Annotated in this window: 22 protein-coding genes; all 22 read left to right on the forward strand. The window is 38.1% G+C overall.

All coding sequences use genetic code 11. The features are described 5' to 3' along the window. The first annotated feature begins 8 nt into the window (after positions 1-8). The 22 genes from KKC91_12130 to KKC91_12235 all read left to right on the forward strand — a co-directional run bounded on the left by KKC91_12130 (position 9) and on the right by KKC91_12235 (position 16,600). Positions 9-542: a hypothetical protein gene (locus KKC91_12130; protein MBU0479296.1), complete on the forward strand. Its 534-nt coding sequence runs from the start codon at positions 9-11 to the stop codon at positions 540-542. A 25-nt stretch (positions 543-567) separates the two neighbouring features. Further along, positions 568-1,878 (forward strand): response regulator, encoded by a 1,311-nt coding sequence (locus KKC91_12135; GenBank protein ID MBU0479297.1) that lies wholly within the window; start codon positions 568-570, stop codon positions 1,876-1,878. A 24-nt stretch (positions 1,879-1,902) separates the two neighbouring features. Further along, positions 1,903-2,274: a four helix bundle protein gene (locus tag KKC91_12140; GenBank protein ID MBU0479298.1), complete on the forward strand. Its 372-nt coding sequence runs from the start codon at positions 1,903-1,905 to the stop codon at positions 2,272-2,274. A gap of 73 nt (positions 2,275-2,347) precedes the next feature. Next, positions 2,348-3,724, forward strand: coding sequence for a sigma-54 dependent transcriptional regulator (locus KKC91_12145; protein MBU0479299.1), 1,377 nt, complete (start codon positions 2,348-2,350; stop codon positions 3,722-3,724). Then, positions 3,721-4,122, forward strand: coding sequence for a GxxExxY protein (locus KKC91_12150; GenBank protein MBU0479300.1), 402 nt, complete (start codon positions 3,721-3,723; stop codon positions 4,120-4,122). Before KKC91_12145 ends, KKC91_12150 begins: the two co-directional genes overlap by 4 nt. 326 nt (positions 4,123-4,448) lie before the next feature. Then, positions 4,449-4,655: a gas vesicle structural protein GvpA gene (gvpA, locus tag KKC91_12155; protein ID MBU0479301.1), complete on the forward strand. Its 207-nt coding sequence runs from the start codon at positions 4,449-4,451 to the stop codon at positions 4,653-4,655. Positions 4,656-4,772: 117 nt separating this feature from the next. Further along, the gene (locus KKC91_12160; GenBank protein ID MBU0479302.1) at positions 4,773-5,486 is read left to right on the forward strand and encodes a hypothetical protein; all 714 of its coding nucleotides are present in this window, start codon (positions 4,773-4,775) and stop codon (positions 5,484-5,486) included. Positions 5,487-5,488: 2 nt separating this feature from the next. Continuing rightward, positions 5,489-6,409, forward strand: a complete 921-nt coding sequence (locus KKC91_12165) for a hypothetical protein (protein ID MBU0479303.1) — start codon at positions 5,489-5,491, stop codon at positions 6,407-6,409. A gap of 12 nt (positions 6,410-6,421) precedes the next feature. Beyond that, entirely contained in the window at positions 6,422-6,745 is a 324-nt protein-coding gene (locus KKC91_12170; protein ID MBU0479304.1) for a hypothetical protein, read from the forward strand. A gap of 21 nt (positions 6,746-6,766) precedes the next feature. After that, complete coding sequence (gvpN, locus tag KKC91_12175; protein ID MBU0479305.1) at positions 6,767-7,681, forward strand: gas vesicle protein GvpN; 915 nt, start codon at positions 6,767-6,769, stop codon at positions 7,679-7,681. 31 nt (positions 7,682-7,712) lie between these two features. Then, positions 7,713-8,015, forward strand: a complete 303-nt coding sequence (locus tag KKC91_12180; protein MBU0479306.1) for a hypothetical protein — start codon at positions 7,713-7,715, stop codon at positions 8,013-8,015. A gap of 38 nt (positions 8,016-8,053) precedes the next feature. Continuing rightward, the gene (locus KKC91_12185; protein ID MBU0479307.1) at positions 8,054-8,584 is read left to right on the forward strand and encodes an Hsp20/alpha crystallin family protein; all 531 of its coding nucleotides are present in this window, start codon (positions 8,054-8,056) and stop codon (positions 8,582-8,584) included. A gap of 7 nt (positions 8,585-8,591) precedes the next feature. Then, a complete protein-coding gene (locus KKC91_12190; GenBank protein MBU0479308.1) occupies positions 8,592-9,527 on the forward strand; it encodes an ArsA family ATPase in 936 nt (311 codons plus the stop codon). Beyond that, positions 9,527-11,695 (forward strand): CDC48 family AAA ATPase, encoded by a 2,169-nt coding sequence (locus tag KKC91_12195; GenBank protein MBU0479309.1) that lies wholly within the window; start codon positions 9,527-9,529, stop codon positions 11,693-11,695. The genes KKC91_12190 and KKC91_12195 overlap by 1 nt, the downstream gene beginning before the upstream one ends. A 151-nt stretch (positions 11,696-11,846) precedes the next feature. After that, positions 11,847-12,851, forward strand: coding sequence for a GvpL/GvpF family gas vesicle protein (locus KKC91_12200; protein MBU0479310.1), 1,005 nt, complete (start codon positions 11,847-11,849; stop codon positions 12,849-12,851). A 7-nt stretch (positions 12,852-12,858) separates the two neighbouring features. Beyond that, complete coding sequence (locus KKC91_12205) at positions 12,859-13,629, forward strand: GvpL/GvpF family gas vesicle protein (GenBank protein ID MBU0479311.1); 771 nt, start codon at positions 12,859-12,861, stop codon at positions 13,627-13,629. Next, positions 13,617-14,381, forward strand: coding sequence for a GvpL/GvpF family gas vesicle protein (locus tag KKC91_12210; protein ID MBU0479312.1), 765 nt, complete (start codon positions 13,617-13,619; stop codon positions 14,379-14,381). Before KKC91_12205 ends, KKC91_12210 begins: the two co-directional genes overlap by 13 nt. Continuing rightward, a complete protein-coding gene (locus tag KKC91_12215) occupies positions 14,381-14,620 on the forward strand; it encodes a gas vesicle protein GvpG (protein MBU0479313.1) in 240 nt (79 codons plus the stop codon). Before KKC91_12210 ends, KKC91_12215 begins: the two co-directional genes overlap by 1 nt. Positions 14,621-14,622: 2 nt before the next feature. Next, a complete protein-coding gene (locus KKC91_12220; GenBank protein MBU0479314.1) occupies positions 14,623-14,877 on the forward strand; it encodes a gas vesicle protein in 255 nt (84 codons plus the stop codon). 21 nt (positions 14,878-14,898) lie between these two features. Continuing rightward, positions 14,899-15,714 (forward strand): GvpL/GvpF family gas vesicle protein, encoded by an 816-nt coding sequence (locus KKC91_12225; GenBank protein ID MBU0479315.1) that lies wholly within the window; start codon positions 14,899-14,901, stop codon positions 15,712-15,714. Between the two features lie 7 nt (positions 15,715-15,721). Next, positions 15,722-16,276, forward strand: coding sequence for a gas vesicle protein K (locus tag KKC91_12230; GenBank protein ID MBU0479316.1), 555 nt, complete (start codon positions 15,722-15,724; stop codon positions 16,274-16,276). Between the two features lie 18 nt (positions 16,277-16,294). Next, the gene (locus KKC91_12235) at positions 16,295-16,600 is read left to right on the forward strand and encodes a gas vesicle protein (protein ID MBU0479317.1); all 306 of its coding nucleotides are present in this window, start codon (positions 16,295-16,297) and stop codon (positions 16,598-16,600) included. Positions 16,601-16,617: the final 17 nt, after the last annotated feature.

Consider the following 16,617-nt stretch of genomic DNA (forward strand, 5'->3'; position numbering starts at 1 on the left):
TTTTGAAAATGGATACAAAAGCAAAAGCAAAAGAAATAGAAGAACTTGTTCTGGAATTTGACATGGCAAGAATGTTTCTTGCAGAAGAAGAAGAAGAAGAAGAAGCCAGTATTGTCGTGTCACTTAAAGATATTACTGACCGTAAGAAGGCGGAGAAAGCATTGCAGGAGAACAAAGAATTTAATAGAGTCCTGTTTGATTACAATCCTATTGAAACCATAGTTGTGGATAGAGAAGGAAGAATAATCGACTTTAATCTGGCAAAAAAGAACTCAGGGGATAGATTGCCCAATATTGGGGATGGGATGTACAAGGATTATGCAGCTCATTATGAGATTGACATGTATGCTGAATTGATGAAATGCATCAAAACAGGGAAGGGGAGAGAGTTCCATGAGCAAAAATACAAGAACAGGTTTCTATCTATAACAATAGCTCCCTTTCCCAAGGGGGCTATTATAACATCTCTAGACATCACCGGGCACAAGGAGTGGACAGAAAAAGAGAAAAAAAAGAGCTATAGAATCGCAAAAGGCTTATGAAGAACTGCAAGCCAGTAAGGATGAGTTGATTCGCTCCGAGAGACTCGCCTTTACCGGTCGCATAGCCGCAAATATTGCACATGAAATAAGAAATCCCCTGACCAATGTAGCTATGGCAGTCCAGCAACTTGCGAAAGCTATTAAGTCTGAAAATCCCATGTCTAAAAATATGGACATCATTAAAAGGAACACAGAAAGGATCAACTATTTAATTACTGAACTCCTAAACTGTGCCCGCCCGCCAAAACTTAATATACAGCCATGTAATATTCATAAGGTATTAGAAGATATTTTAGAGTCCAACAAGACTAAGATTAGTTCAAAAAAGATAAAGATAATTAAAAGGTTTACCTCTGACACATTCATAATAAAGATTGATAAAGAACAAATGCAGCGTGCCTTCTTAAACATAGTCATCAACGCTATTGAAGCTATGCCCAGGAGAAGCAAATTGACCATTATTACAGAGCTTAAGGGAAACCTTTTTGAGGTGAAGATTCAAGATACAGGTAAAGGCATTCCTGAAGAAGATATTATCAGGATATTTGACCCTTTCTTTAGCTCCAAGTCCGGGGGTGTAGGCTTAGGGCTAACTATATGTTATGGGATTATTGTGAGTCATGGCGGCACAATAGAGGTGGAGAGTAAACTAAAAAAAGGATCTGCTTTCACAATTTTCCTGCCTACTGTTACCCCCCCCCCAACAAGGGTGCGAAGACCCTGCGATGATAAAAAAATGGAATTAAAATACGATATCAAAAGAGGCGCAGATATATATCGGGCAATTTATGGAGCTCGATTACAGAAATGGATTCTTGCGGGTAAGATAAAGCGAGGAGAAGTAATTGTCTGGCGAAGCGGTCTTTCAGGCTGGCGCAGAGCCGAAGAACTTGAGGAACTGGCGCCATTTTTTAAACAGTGGGAAAAAGAGCAATTAAGAAAAAAAAAGAGGATAGAAGAGCAAGTCCTCTTAAAGAAGAAGATAAAGAGTATTTTGATAGTAGACGATGAGAAGGATTTATGTTCGCTCCTGTCTGATGCCTTAACCCAGAAAAACTACAATGTATCGATTGCAAACACAAAAAGAGAAGCTATGGCTTGTCTTAAAAAGAAATCACCTGATTTAGTTCTGTTAGACCTAAAACTACCTGATGGTGATGGAATAAAAATCCTTCCTAGGATCAAAAGGGTAAATCCAGAGACAGTAGTAATTGTAATTTCTGCCTATGGAAGCGAAGAAGCCAGACAAATGGCAAAAAAGGGAGGAGCTTTTACCTTTATAAACAAGCCATTTACTGAAGAAGATATATTGAGGAGTATAAAAGTACTCTCGTAAGAAATGTAAAAATCAAAAATAAAAATGCAAAACGACAAATCAAAATTTAAAAAGGAATTCAAAAGAAGATTATATAACTTCGCCCTGAAACTTATAGAATTCATAGATAAATTACCAAAAGACAATGTTTCAAGAAGAATCGGAGATCAATTGTTGCGAAGTGGGACAAGCATTTTGGGGAATTATATTGAGGGACAGTCAGCCAGCAGTAAAAAAGATTTTACTAACTATTTTAATATTTCGTTGAAATCCACAAATGAGAGCAAATTGTGGGTTTCATTGCTTCGGGATACTAAGCGTGTTACGCCTGAGGAAGTTACTTGGTTTTTGCAGGAGTTAAAGGAAATTGGCAATATTTTTGGCACGAGCATTTTAACTCTTAAAAACAGGAAATGATTTTGGATTTTAATATGTAATTTTGATATTTGATTTTTAATATTTAATTTTACTTAAATGGGGTTCTAACGAAGTGGAAACAATCCTAATAGTAGATGATGAGAAGGATTTACGTTTTAACCTTTCCAATATTTTGAAGGACGAAGGTTACAACGCAATCGCTGTGGGAGACGGAAGAAAAGCGCTTAATGCAGTTAAGAAAAATTCTCCCAATTTGGTCCTGCTGGATATGAAGCTTCCTGGAATGGATGGGATGAAGATCTTAGAGAAGATGAGACTGATTGATAAGGATCTGATTATTATAATGCTTACTGCTTATGGAAATCTAAATGGAGCGGTAAAAGCAATGAAATTAGGGGCATTTGACTATCTTGCCAAGCCTTTTGATAATGAAGAATTAATTCTTGTAATAAAAAGGGCTCTTCGGACCCAATATTTAACCAAGGAAGTAGAAACTCTAAAAAAACGGTTTGGTGAAAAAGTTACAGCAGAAGAGCTAATGGGAGAAAGCCCTCAAATAAAGCAAGTCTTAAAGCAGATTAAGATAATCGCTCCGACCAATATGACTGTGATACTTCAAGGCGAAAGCGGGACAGGTAAAGAATTGATTGCCCAGATGATTCATCAAGAAAGCCCACGAAAAAATGGACATTTTGTTGCTATAGATTGCGGCGCAATTCCCGATACATTGGCTGAGAGTGAACTATTCGGTCATGAAAAAGGGGCCTTTACAGGAGCTGATGCTCAAAAAGAAGGCAGGTTTGAAGAGGCTAATGGAGGAACTCTGTTTCTGGATGAGATTACAAATCTCTCTTCTACCACGCAGAGAAAACTTCTCAGAGTGATACAGGAAAGAAGGCTTCAGCATATAGGCGGCAAGAGAAGTATAAAAGTTGACGTCAGAATAATCGTGGCTACGAACATTAATCTCTCAGGTGCGGTAAGGCGGGGTAAATTTAGAGAGGACCTCTTCCATAGGTTAAATGAATTTCATATTTCACTTCCCCCGCTTCGGGAAAGAAAAGATGACATCCCCTATTTAGCCATGCGTTTTTTAAAGGAGGGGAATCAGGAATTAGATAAAAAAATAGAAAGATTCTCTTCTGATGTAATGAAATTACTTCTGGATTATCCCTGGCCGGGCAATGTTAGAGAATTAAAGAATGTAGTCAGAAAAGCAGTACTTCTATGTGATTCCAATCATATCAAACCAGAACACTTTCCATTAGATAATATTGCTTCCACTAAAAAGCCCGAATTTCAGCAGGATTTGGATAACGGAGTCTCCCTCAAAGAGATCACTAAAAAAGCGACAAGACAGATAGAAAAGGAAGCCATTGAGCAAGCACTGGCAAAAGCCGGTGGCAATAAAACTAAAACCGCCAAAATCCTCAAAATAGACCGCATGACCCTGTATTCTAAGATGAAAGAGCACGGGCTACACAGATGAGCACAGATAAAAAAATACGGATGAACACAGATGGACTATACAAGGATTTGACCTATAAGATAATAGGATGTTTGTATGAGGTGCATAGAGAATTGGGTAGCGTGCACAAAGAAATTGTTTATCACAAGGCAGTTGCTATAGAACTAAGTAATAAAAATATTCCGTTTACTGAAGAAAAATGCCTAGATGTGAAGTATAAAGATAAACGAGTTGGGGTATATAAGCCAGATTTTATAATAGATGATAAAGTTATTCTGGAGATTAAGGTAGTACCGCTTATAACAAAAGCCATATATGACCAAGTTTATTATTACGTCAAAGGAACTAAATACAAATTAGTCTTACTGGCGAATTTTGGTACCAGTAAACTGGGTATAAAGAGACGTATATACACTTGAAACACATCTGCGATAATCTGCGTATTCCATCTGTGATTATCTGTGTAGAGTTTGCCCTACACTTCCCAAACGAACGCTGAAAGCTGTTGTAAAATAAATTCTACACAGATGTAGAAACAACTCTACGCTTTTGCTTTTAAATTTCCTCTCTTTTTAAGCTCCTCAGAATTCTTTCAAAAGATATTTAAAAAAAAGAAGATACGCAAGGGCCAAAATTTTTTCAATAGATACTTTGGCACGGAAGTTGCTTCTATACTTAAGTAACAGAAAACAGAGCGCAGGTTTTTCTGCTTTCTGTGAATTTTAAACGAAGGGAGGTGGGAAAAATGGCAGTAGAAAAAGCAATCGGTTCATCTAGTTTGGTTGAGGTTATTGACAGAATCCTTGACAAGGGTGTTGTGGTTGATGCATGGGTTAGAGTTTCTTTGGTCGGTATTGAAATACTGGCTGTTGAAGCAAGAGTCGTAGTCGCATCAGTCGAGACATACCTGAAGTATGCTGAGGCAATTGGTCTAACCGCAACAGCAGCTTAAGGATAGTTAAGAGAAAGGATTCTTGCCGAGCCACCCTTGTGAACACAGTCTGTGTTGAAGCATGGTTCGCCAAGAGATTCCTTCTTCTCCCTAAAGCGAAAGAAAGAGGAAATGAATATGTCAGAAGCGCTAGATTTAAAGGATGTAGTGGAAGATGTTGTTTCTTCCTATGAGAAGAGAATCCAGAGTATAGGTTCTGTTTTTGATGTTGATACTGCTCGTCTAATTTTTGGCGACTCTCAAGGGTCTCTCATTCACACCAGAGAGGAAAGAGGGGAAATTAATACTCAGCTTCGGGACATCCTTGCCAGAAAAGAGCATCTCAGGAAAAAAGACTTTGACAAGATGATGCAGAGCACCTTGTCAGTTCAGGATCAACGGGAAAAAGAAGTAAGAGGTTTGTTAAATACTTATCTTAATGAACAAAAAGAAATGGCTCAGGTTTTAAGGGAAAACTTAGAGAAGTTTAGAAATTCCCTTGCCAGAGGTGAAGTCGGAAGAGTCAAGGAATTCCAAGCAATAATTAAAGAAGTCCTTTCAAAGCAGGAAAAGAGAAAAGAAGAGATTACTTCCAAACTGAAGGACTTTCAAAAAGAACAACAGGAAATGGCAAAAAAGCTCAAGGAGCTTTTAGCAAAAGGAAGGGAGCTTAGGATAAAGGATTTCAAATCAATGCTTAAGGAATTCAATGTTCAAAGAGATGAACGATTGGTGCTTCAGAAGAGCAGGAAACAAGAAGTGGCCAAAATGCTCAGTAGCTTTAGAGAAGAAAGACAAAGAGCAGTAAAAGAGGACACAAGTAAGAAACGGAAAATTAAAAAGGAGGAATAAAGATGGGAATAGCAGAGAGTATGAGGAGTATGGTAGATGATATCGTTGTATCTCATGATTCACGGTCAAAGGCAATTGGCAGTATAGTGTCTGATACACAAAACATTCTGGGTAGTGCCAGAAAAACTATGAAAAACTTTGCTGTCGATAGAAAAAAGATGAGTGCAGAACAGTCCAGAAATCTGGCTGATTTTGCAAAGGATTTGTCAAAGAGCACAGGAGATATGATTAATATATTCCATACTAATCGTAAAAAGATGAGTGCGGAACAGGCAAAGGGCTTAGCAGATTTTGTTAAGGGTATATCAAAGAACGTAGAGAAATTGCGACAGAATGCAAAAGATATGATTAAGGGGTTCCATAAAGACCGTAAACAGACGGGTGCAGAACAAGCAAGGAACTTAGCAGATTTTGCTGGCAGTCTGGCCGGGGATGTAGATTCAATGTTGATTGGTTTTGGGAAGGACCGCAGCAAGATGTCAAAGGAACTCAAGGACAAACTTGGCAAAGCAATAAAAGATATCAAAGTATCTGTTGGCGAGACAATCAAAGGTGCCAGAGAACTCGTAGGCGAATATAGTTCTGATATGGCAAAGGCGAAAGATGCCTGGGAGAGCATGTCTTCCACTTTGGCTAAGGCTAAAAAAAGTGGTGTTGCTCCCAAGATTGAAGTCAGAAAAAAGGTAACTACAGTTAAAGAAGCTGTGAAAGAAAAACCAAAAGCTGAACCTAAGGCTGTGCCTAAACCCAAAACACCGGAAGGCCAGATATTAGCGTTGCTTGAGGAGCATCCGCGGGGAAGAACCATGGTTCAGATGGGAGAGGAGATGGGTGTCCACTTTGCCAGCCTTCTTAATCCAATGAAAAAACTGCTTGAAAGCGGCAAAGTTAATAAAATTGATAAGAAGTATCGTTTAGTCTAAGAGATTGTAACAGTGGCAAAATTAATAACTTGCGCTTTCTGTAAGGGTACAGGAAAAGATCCTTTTCGCCTGCTTTCCAAGCTAGCCGACTGCCAGGTATGCAGTGGTACTGGGAAGGTTAAGGTTGGTGAGCCTATAGTTGAATGTGCTTTTTGTAAAGGGAGCGGTGTTCATCCTCATAGTAGAGTTACCTGCTCTGCTTGTAAAGGGAGAGGTAGCGCTACGCATAAAGGGACTAAAGAAAAATGTCCCAATTGTGGCGGAACAGGATATAAAATAGATGGAAATCTTCCATGTAGTGTTTGTGGAGGTAAGGGAGTCATTAGGAAAAATTAAAAAAGAGAAAGGTAAAGTAAAATGATTGATGAGATGACTACAGTAATTGAACCAAATCCTTTGCCGGATTTTGTGGAAACAAAGTATATAAAGGATATTACTGGCAGAGCCCTTTCCTATATTAAGGCTGGCTTTCCAGTTCATTTTCGAGGACCTTCAGGTACAGGAAAAACTACTCTTGCTATGCATGTGGCCAGTAAACTAGGCAGACCGGTAGTGATGATTCACGGGGATGAGGAGTTTACAACCTCTGATTTAGTTGGTGGAGAACATGGCTACAGATTTAAAAAGGTTGTAGACCGCTTTATCTCAACTGTTTTAAAGACAGAAGAAGATATGGTAAAGTGCTGGGTGGATAACCGTCTAACAGTAGCCTGTAAATACGGGTTTAGTTTAATATATGATGAATTTACGCGTTCCAGGCCAGAAGCGAATAATGTTCTTCTTTCCATTTTGCAGGAGAAAATGATGGATCTGCCAATTGGAAGAGGAGGGGAAGAACCGTATTTAAAAGTTGATCCCGATTTTACCGCTATTTTTACATCCAACCCTGAGGAATACGCAGGAGTTCACAGGAGTCAGGATGCGCTCAGGGACAGAATGATAACCATGGATTTGGACCACTTTGATTATGATACAGAAATAGGTATTACCAGAGCAAAATCCAAACTCTCTAAAAAAGATTCCATGAGAATAGTTGATATTGTAAGAGGATTGAGGGAGTCCGGAAAGTGTGAATTTGCGCCTACTGTTCGTGGCTGTATCATGATTGCCAAAACTCTTAAGGTTCTAAAAATTTCTTCTTCTAATACAAATGGACATTTTAGCCAGATGTGTCAGGACATACTTGCTTCTGAGACGAGCAGAGTCGGCTCAAAGACGAATCAGGACAGGGTAAAGGAGATAGTTAAGGGGTTAATTAAGAAATATAGTTAGATTTCTGAATAAGAGAGGAGGTGTATTAATAATGATGACACAGCGCACTTTAAGTGTTAAGGCTATAAAAAGCTTACGTTCTGTAGGCGCCCGGTCTATTCCAAAGAGCCAAAGGTCAAGCTCTCTAGAATTATATACGCTCGGAACAGTAAAGGATAGATTGGAGAAAGAAGCATTTGCGTTAGATAAGAGAAGAGACACTGTTAAAAGACAATTGGATGATACAAAAAAGAGAATTAAAAAATTACAAAAAGAAGTATATCAGGAACAAGAGGTAAAGACTCATAAGTGTGTGCCTACTAAGCCTCTGAAAACTATGGCTATAAACTATTAATAATTGCTGCCAAAGGCAGCTTTACTTAAGGGAAAAAAATGGCTAAAGAAAAGAAAAAAGAAGAGGGTTTAGATATTGATTTTGGGATGGAGAAACTCGGTTTAGGGGGACTATTTAAGGGAATTGAGAAATTAGTTAATCTGGCAGCAGATTTAAAAGAAGCCGGAGGGGAGATTAAAAAAGAAGGCGAAATAGACCTGAGCCATCTTAAGAAAGGAATGAAGGGAGTATTTGGCTTTTCTGTAAAAAGCGCAGTGGGAGGAAAACCAACAGTTGAGACGTTCGGCCACAAAATTAAGAAGACCCCTGAAGGTCCCACGGTTGAAGAAGAGAGAGAGCCTATCGTAGATGTATTTGATGAAAAAGAAGAGATCCGAGTCTATGCTGAGATGCCAGGGGTAAATGACGAATCTATATCAGTCGATTTAAAAGGGGATATATTAGAAATAATGGCTGTAAGTAAGGATAGAAAATACCGCAAGGAAATTTTGCTTCCTGCTAAAGTTGAACCTAAAACTTTAGAGAGGAGTTTTAAAAACGGTATCTTAGAGATTAAGATGAAGAAGTGAATGGATAATGGCATTAACTGGATTAAGAGAAGATGCGTTAAAGCTGGTTTTATTTGGGGGAAAAGGTGGCGTAGGAAAGACAACCTGTGCAGTTAGCGCAGGTTTTTATTTAGCTAAAGATTTTAAGGCACTCCTAATTTCAACAGACCCTGCGCATTCGCTTTCTGATAGTTTAGAGCAGAAAATTGGCAGCAACATAATAGAGGTGAAAGGAACAAAAAACTTGCGTGCTTTTGAAGTAAGCGCAGAAAAAGCTCTTTCCAGATTCAAAATAGAACATGAAGACCAGATAAAGAAGATTTTGGATACCTCTACCTATTTAGATGAGGAAGACATTGATTCCATCTTTGATTTGCCTATTCCCGGGATGGATGAGGTAATGGGGTTTAAGACAATTGTTGATTTAATAGAGGAAGCGAAGTTTGACAAGTACATTGTAGATACTGCGCCTAGCGGTCATGCGATGAGACTTTTGACTTTGCCAGACCTGCTGGATGACTGGGTCAAGGTTATGGCAAAGATGAGATGGAAGTATAGATATATGGTGGAAAGATTTGGCGGGAAGTATAATCCTGACGAAGGTGATGATTTCTTATTAACTATGAAAAAGACCGTAAAGAAAATAGAAAATCTTCTTAGGGATCAAAAAAGGTGTGAATTTATAGCAGTTACCATTCCGGAAGATATGGCTATTTTGGAAACCGGGAGAATGATAAATAATTTGAACGACTATGGCATAAAAGTGAGGCAATTAGTAATAAATAATGTTGTAGAATCGCAGGATTGCGGATTTTGTAGAGAAAGAAGAAAAGGGCAGGAGAAACATATAAACCAAATAATGAAAAAGTTTGATGACTTAAAAATAACAATTGTCCCTCTGCAATCAAGAGAGGTCAAAGGCATAGATGCTTTGAATAATTTCAAGGAGGTGTTATTTCAATAATGGCAAAAAAGAACTCAGCTCTTACTCTAAAAGTAAAAGAAGCTCTTCCAAAGGATGCAGGAAGGGCTATCGCCAGGATTGACCCGGAAGATATGAAAACTCTTGGAATAGAAGTAGGCGAGGTTGTAGAGATTGACGGTAAAAGAAAAACTCCTGTCAAAGCAATGCCATCTTACGCAGAAGATAGAGGGAAAAAGACCATTCAGATGGATGGGATATCCAGAGAGAATGCTCAAATCGGTTTAGATGAAAAAGTAAAAATTAGTAAAATTGACTATAAGGCTGCTAGCAAAATCACACTCTCTCCTCTAACCGCATCAAGCCTGCTTCAAAGAGACAAAGATACCAGATATATCGGCTCGCTTATGGAGGGGCTTCCTGTAACCAGCGGCGATAGGATTAGAGCTACGCTTTTTGGCTCAAGATCCTGCGATTTCAAGGTATTGGATACTGTTCCTGACGGGGTGGTTTTAATAAACCAAACTACTTCAATAAAGATGGAGACAAAGGGGGTAGAAAAAGAGAGGTCAGCCAAAATTTCGTATGAAGATATTGGCGGGCTTGATAAGCCAATCCAAAGAATCAGGGAGATGATAGAGCTTCCTCTAAAATATCCTCAAGTATTTGAAAGATTAGGAATTGATCCGCCGAAAGGTGTTTTTCTTCATGGTCCTCCGGGTTGTGGGAAAACCTTAATCGCTCGGGCCGTGGCTAATGAGACAGATGCTTATTTTACCAGCATAAGCGGACCGGAAATTATGGGGAAGTTTTATGGGGAGAGCGAGGCTCGTCTCCGTTCCATATTTGAAGATGCTCAGGCACATGCACCTGCTATCATATTTTTGGATGAGATTGAATCTATTGCTCCAAAAAGGGAAGATATGGGCGCTGAAAAACAGGTTGAGCGAAGAGTGGTAGCTCAGCTTCTGGCTCTAATGGATGGATTAGAATCAAGGGGACACGTTGTTGTTATAGCTGCAACCAATTTACCTAATACAGTTGATCCGGCTTTGAGACGGCCAGGCCGTTTTGACAGAGAATTATCTATCCCTATTCCGGATAAAAATGGGCGATTAGAAATTTTACAGATACATACAAGAGGAATGCCTCTGGCAGAAGATGTGACTTTAGAGAAGTTAGCTGAGATTACTCATGGATTTGTGGGTGCGGATTTAGAATCATTAGCAAGAGAAGCAGCAATGTCAGCGTTAAGAAAGATTTTGCCTAAGATAGATTTTGAGTTAGCGGAGATACCTTATGAGACTCTTTTAGAATTGCAGGTTACTATGGACAATTTTTTGGAGGCATTGAAGGAAATAGAGCCTTCTGCTATCCGCGAGGTGTTTGTTGAAGTTCCTGATGTAAAGTGGGATGAGATTGGTGGGTTAGATGAAATAAAGAAGACTTTAATTGAAGCAGTAGAATGGCCTCTTAAATACAGCAGATTATTTGAGCACGTCAAAACAGAGCCGCCTACAGGCATTTTGCTCTCCGGTTCTCCGGGCACAGGAAAGACTTTGGTAGCCAAAGCATTAGCTACTGAGAGCGGGGTTAATTTTATTTCTGTTAAAGGCCCTGAGATTATGAGTAAGTATGTGGGTGAGTCAGAACGCGCTGTCCGTGAGATCTTTAAAAAAGCAAGAATGGCTGCTCCGTGTATTTTGTTCCTGGATGAAATAGACAGTCTGGTTCCTAAACGCGGAAGCGCTGGAGGGGATTCACAGGTAACGGAGAGAGTAATCAGCCAATTTCTTACTGAACTTGGAGGGATAGAGAGATTAAAGGGCGTAGTAGTGATTGGTGCGACCAATAGATTAGATATGATAGACACCGCAATATCAAGGGCTGGAAGGTTTGATATCCATTTAAACTTTCCATTACCTGATAAAAAGACAAGACTCAGAATTTTTGAAATTCATGCTAAAAGCAAACCATTAGATAAAGATGTAAATTTAGAAAAATTAGCAGATCAAACAGAAGAATATTCCGGGGCAGATATTGAAGCTATTTGCCGTCGCGCGTCTATGCTTGCTATAAGAGGATATATAGAAAATCAAAAATCAAAAATCAAAAATCAAAAATTAGAACTCAAGATATCAAAGAGCAATTTTGAAGAAGCTATTAGTCTATTAAAAGAACAGAAAAACGAAATAAAAGGGGGTGATTAAAATGGCAGGGATTATTGAGAAAATTAAAAACTTTTTTAGCAGCATGTGTATATGCAAAGTTAAGGAAGAAAAAGAAGAGCCTAAACTGCAACAGAAAGAGCCTAAGGTAGAGGAAAAACCTGAAGAACAAAAATAATAACCAAGGGGTAAAATGGCTGAAATTGGAAAATATATTTATGGAATCATAAATTCTAATACAAACTTCCGCCTTTTTATCTCGGGGGATAGCATACATACGATTCCTTCTCAGGATATCTCGGCTGTAGTAGGAGACTCTGAGATAATCGATTACACTTGTATACCTAAGGGTGATGTGGCGAAGATGCTGGTCAGGCATCAAAAGGTTATTGAAGGCATTATGAGTTCAGGGCTTACAATTATTCCTATGAAATTAGGTACATTCGCTGTTGACGAAATTGAGGTCAAAGATATTTTGGATAGAGGCTATAATCTCATTAAGAAGACTATGGAGAAGACGGGCGATAAAATAGAGATTGATATAGTCGCCACATGGAGTGATTTTCCTTCAATTCTTAAAGAGGTTGGGGAAGAGAGAGAAATCAAAGAGTTCAAAGAAAGGCTTTTAGCTAGTCCAAAAGAGATAACCATAACTGACCAGATGAAAGTAGGGCTTATGGTTAAGAAAGCATTGGATATAAGAAAAGAAAAATATGCTGAAAAGATAAAGAATACACTGAAAACTCTAGGCAAGGATCTAAAGATACATGAACTCATGGACGATAATATGGTTGCTAATATAGCCTTTTTGATAAATAAAACCCGGCAAATAGAGTTTGATAAAAAGATAGAAGGCCTAAACACTGAATTTCATGATGAGTTAAATTTTAGATGCGTAGGGCCGCTTCCACCATATAGTTTCTATACACTTGAGATAAAAAAGATGCAATTTGGCGAGATTGATTGGGCAAAAAAGAAGTTGGGGTTAAATGATTTTGCGGATAAAGATGAAATTAAGAAAGCCTATCGAAGAGTAGCCTCCTCTTCCCATCCTGATAGAAATCCGGATGCACCAGCTAAAATTTTTAATGATGTAAACAGGGCTAATAAAATACTTATTGACTATTGTAAAGCTCGTGAACAAGCAGGCGAGGAAGAATTTAAAAAGAACGCAATATTGATCAAAGTGAGGGAGTAGTAGGAATATGGAGAAAGAAGGGAAATATATCTATTGTGTTGTTGCAACATCACAGGAGAGGAATTTTGGGCCAATAGGAATAGGCAGCAGGGGTGATGAAGTTTTAACTGTTGGCTATAATGACCTGAGCATGGTTGTAAGCAGTCATCCAATGACTAAATTTACTGTTAATCGCGAGAATATGCTGGCTCACGAGAAGATAATTGAAGAAGTGATGAAGGAATTTGATAGCGTACTTCCAGTCAGGTTTGGCACTATTGCCTCTAATGCTGATGAGATAAGGAATCTTTTAGATAAAAGATATAGAGAATTTAAGAACGCATTAAGGGATATGGACCATAAAATAGAATTAGGCGTTAAAGGGATATGGAAAAATATGGAAATAATCTTTAAAGAGATTGTGCAGGAGAATAAAGAGATTAAGAAGGCAAAAGTGAAAATTCAAAACGGCGAAGGGAAAAAGAATATACAATCTAAGAGGGAGATTGGTAAAGAGGTTTTTGAAGCTCTGCAAAAGAAAAAAGAGAAAGAGGCAGAGAAGATAGTAGATGCTTTAAGGAGAACAGCCTTTGACCATAAACTTAATAGGACTATTACAGATGAGATGTTTATGAATGCAGCCTTTTTGGTAGATAAAGGGAGAGAGAAAGAATTTGATAATATAATGGATGATTTAAGTGAAGAATATAAGGATAGAGTAAAGTTTATGTATGCAGGCCCTTTACCTGTATTTAATTTTGTGAACATTGCCATTTATCCTGAGGAATGGGAAAAGTGAAAGAAGGTAAGTACATATATTGTGTAATAAAAGTTAATGAACCAAAAACTTTCGGTTCGCTGGGAGTTGGCGGAAGAGGGGACGAACTGCATACTATTTGCTTTAATGATATAGCAGTTGTAGTGAGCAATTCTCCAATAATAAAATACCCAGTGTCAAGGGAGAATACACTTGCTCATGAAAAGGCAATTGAGGAAGTAATGAAAAAGCATGTAGTTTTGCCGGTAAGATTTTGCACAATTGCTGAAGACGAAAAGAAGGTAAAGAAGATTTTAGAAAGAGAGTATGATAAATTCAAAGATCTGTTGGACAAAATTAATAATAAAAAAGAGCTTGGGTTAAAAGCAATATTTAAAGAGGATGTTATTTATAAAGATATCTTGGAAAAACATGAAGACATAAGAAAGTTAAAGGAAGGGCTGGCTTCTAAACCCCCTGAAGCGACTCATTACGAACGTATGGAAATAGGGAAAATGGTGGAAACTGCTCTGCAAAAAGAGAAAGAGATTTGCGAAAAGGATATTTTGAATACGCTTTCGCCTTTGGCAGTAGAGCATAAGACCAATAATACCTACGGTGAACGCATGATTATAAATGCGGCTTTTTTAGTGGAGAAAAGCAAAGAAACAGAATTTGATCAGAAGGTTCAGGAACTGGACGGGAAATATGGTAATAAAATAAAATTTAAGTATGTAGGAACCATACCGCCGTTTAATTTTGTCAATTTAGTAATTGAAACGGGAGAGTATTAATGTTTTTAATTGATGATATATTGCTTGCGCCATTGAAAGGGGTGGTTTGGCTTGGCAAGAAGATTAATGAGGTTATAGAGAAGGAAATCTCTGATGAAGGGCGGATAAAAGAGAAACTAATGGAATTACAAATGCGGTTTGAACTTGATGAAATAAACGATGAAGGATATAAGAAGCAGGAAGAAGAACTTTTAGCGCGATTGGACGCTATTAGAAAAGCAAAAGAAGAGGAGGTGTGAAGATGGCTAATATGGAAGAAGCTAAGAAAGCAGTTGCTGAGTTTTTGAGAAAGACCCTTAATGTCAAAGATATAAAGGTGATTAAGGTTGGAAAGAGTGAAAAAGGCTGGGAGACGGAAACAGAAGTATATGAAGAAAGTTCATTTATAAAGGCTCTTGGACTTCCAACAAGAGTAAAGGACCGGAATATCTATGAGGTTAAATTGGATGATAAATTAGAAGTCCAATCCTATGAATGCAAGAGTAAAGAAGAATAAGAATAGGAACAGGATATAAGGATGAAAGGATTATATCTCTATTGTATTAGAGAGAAAACCGAAGGTGTCATAGCTTTTTCTGCCAAAGGTATTGACGGGAAGGGAAAGGTTTTTACACTCCCTTATCGCGAATTAGAGGCAGTAGTGAGCAAAGTTTCTTTAGAAGAATTTGGGTCGAGTAAGATTCAGAAAAAGGCGCAGGAAGATCCAATCTGGATTAAAGAGAAAGCGCTTGCTCATGAAGAAGTTATAGAAAAATCTATGAGTAATAATAAAATTTTAGGTCTAATTCCGATGAGATTCGGTATCATCTTTAAGAATAAAGCGAGATTAGAAGAAACCCTAGATAAAGACTATTCCAGAATTAAAGAGGTTTTAGAAAAAATTGGAGGGAAAGAGGAGTGGGGTGTAAAGGTATATCTGAAAGACAGGAAGAAATTCGAGCAGATGGTAAAGCAGAAAAATAAAACAATAAAAGAAAAAGAGAAAGAAATAGCAGCTTTAGATGAGGGTATGGCCTTTTTTATGGAAGAAGAATTAAAAGAGATTATTTCTAGAGAAGCAAAAAAAAACTTAGCGAACATTGCGGAAGTCTTTTTTAAGAGTTTAAAGAAGTACGCAGTAGAGTCGGTTGAAAATAAAATTTTGGGGAAAGAATTAACAGGAAGGCAGGAGCTTATGATCTTAAATGCAGCCTATTTAGTTGCTAAGGAGAAAATCAGCGATTTTAAGAAGGAGGCTGATAATTTAAATCAAGGAATGCAAACAAAGGGATTCTATCTTGAATCCACTGGTCCCTGGCCTGCTTATAATTTTACCAAGTTAGAGATTAAATAATAAGATTATGGCTACTCTATTAAAGAGCACGGCTATTAAAAGAAGCAATGTAACTCTAGTAGATGTCCTGGATAAAGTTTTAGAGAAAGGGGCAGTTATAAACGGAGATATTGTCATAAGGGTAGCCGATGTAGACCTTGTGTTTTTAGGTTTAAGACTTATTCTCACATCGGTTTCCAAGGCAGAGGAGCTTTCTGGCAAGAGTTTCAGCGACCGAGAGAAGGAAGCTACTCCGGAAGATATAGCGTATATGCAAAAATTGCAAAGAGAGATAAGAAGGGCCGAAGAAAACATTCCCAAACTAATTGATGTTAGTGATCCCAAAAAGACAGAGCAAGGCTTAGCCAAGTTGGTTTTAACCTTGGTTGAACTTATAAGAAGACTGATGGAGAAGGAGGCTTTTAGAAGAGTAAAGAGAGGCACGCTTTCCCCTACAGAAGTTCAAAAATTGGGATTAAGCCTTAAGGCGGTAAAGAAAAAGATAAAAGAGATTCAGGCAATCTTTGGTATTGAGGACGAAGAATTAAATTTAGATTTGGGTCCTTTAGGAAATTTAATGTGAAAAAAGGAGGGATAAACGATGGCTGAATCACGAGTAGGGAGTTCGCTTAACACTACCAATTTAGCTGACATCTTAGAGAGGGTTCTGGATAAAGGGATTGTTATTGCCGGAGATATTAAGATTCAAATTGCTGATATTGACCTTCTTACCATCAAGATAAGACTTATGATTGCTTCAGTGGATAAGGCTAAGGAGATGGGGATAAATTGGTGGGAGCAAGATTCTTATTTATCTACAAAAGCAAAGGATGCAGAAATCGAAAAGGAGAAAGCAGGATTGCAGAAGAGATTAGAGCAGTTGGAAAAAAAGATTAAAGTCAAATAGCAGAATCAGCATTTTAT

This window comes from bacterium (assembly GCA_018812485.1).
Classification (GTDB): domain Bacteria; phylum JAHJDO01; class JAHJDO01; order JAHJDO01; family JAHJDO01; genus JAHJDO01.

Excerpts from the sequence above, each read along its gene's own strand:
- KKC91_12130 (MBU0479296.1), top strand. The coding sequence starts at position 9 with ATGGATACAAAAGCAAAAGCAAAAGAAATAGAAGAACTTGTTCTGGAA.
- KKC91_12140 (MBU0479298.1), top strand. The coding sequence starts at position 1,903 with ATGCAAAACGACAAATCAAAATTTAAAAAGGAATTCAAAAGAAGATTA.
- KKC91_12150 (MBU0479300.1), top strand. The coding sequence starts at position 3,721 with ATGAGCACAGATAAAAAAATACGGATGAACACAGATGGACTATACAAG.
- gvpA (MBU0479301.1), top strand. The coding sequence starts at position 4,449 with ATGGCAGTAGAAAAAGCAATCGGTTCATCTAGTTTGGTTGAGGTTATT.
- KKC91_12160 (MBU0479302.1), top strand. The coding sequence starts at position 4,773 with ATGTCAGAAGCGCTAGATTTAAAGGATGTAGTGGAAGATGTTGTTTCT.
- KKC91_12165 (MBU0479303.1), top strand. The coding sequence starts at position 5,489 with ATGGGAATAGCAGAGAGTATGAGGAGTATGGTAGATGATATCGTTGTA.
- gvpN (MBU0479305.1), top strand. The coding sequence starts at position 6,767 with ATGATTGATGAGATGACTACAGTAATTGAACCAAATCCTTTGCCGGAT.
- KKC91_12180 (MBU0479306.1), top strand. The coding sequence starts at position 7,713 with ATGATGACACAGCGCACTTTAAGTGTTAAGGCTATAAAAAGCTTACGT.
- KKC91_12185 (MBU0479307.1), top strand. The coding sequence starts at position 8,054 with ATGGCTAAAGAAAAGAAAAAAGAAGAGGGTTTAGATATTGATTTTGGG.
- KKC91_12190 (MBU0479308.1), top strand. The coding sequence starts at position 8,592 with ATGGCATTAACTGGATTAAGAGAAGATGCGTTAAAGCTGGTTTTATTT.
- KKC91_12195 (MBU0479309.1), top strand. The coding sequence starts at position 9,527 with ATGGCAAAAAAGAACTCAGCTCTTACTCTAAAAGTAAAAGAAGCTCTT.
- KKC91_12200 (MBU0479310.1), top strand. The coding sequence starts at position 11,847 with ATGGCTGAAATTGGAAAATATATTTATGGAATCATAAATTCTAATACA.
- KKC91_12205 (MBU0479311.1), top strand. The coding sequence starts at position 12,859 with ATGGAGAAAGAAGGGAAATATATCTATTGTGTTGTTGCAACATCACAG.
- KKC91_12210 (MBU0479312.1), top strand. The coding sequence starts at position 13,617 with ATGGGAAAAGTGAAAGAAGGTAAGTACATATATTGTGTAATAAAAGTT.
- KKC91_12215 (MBU0479313.1), top strand. The coding sequence starts at position 14,381 with ATGTTTTTAATTGATGATATATTGCTTGCGCCATTGAAAGGGGTGGTT.
- KKC91_12220 (MBU0479314.1), top strand. The coding sequence starts at position 14,623 with ATGGCTAATATGGAAGAAGCTAAGAAAGCAGTTGCTGAGTTTTTGAGA.
- KKC91_12225 (MBU0479315.1), top strand. The coding sequence starts at position 14,899 with ATGAAAGGATTATATCTCTATTGTATTAGAGAGAAAACCGAAGGTGTC.
- KKC91_12230 (MBU0479316.1), top strand. The coding sequence starts at position 15,722 with ATGGCTACTCTATTAAAGAGCACGGCTATTAAAAGAAGCAATGTAACT.
- KKC91_12235 (MBU0479317.1), top strand. The coding sequence starts at position 16,295 with ATGGCTGAATCACGAGTAGGGAGTTCGCTTAACACTACCAATTTAGCT.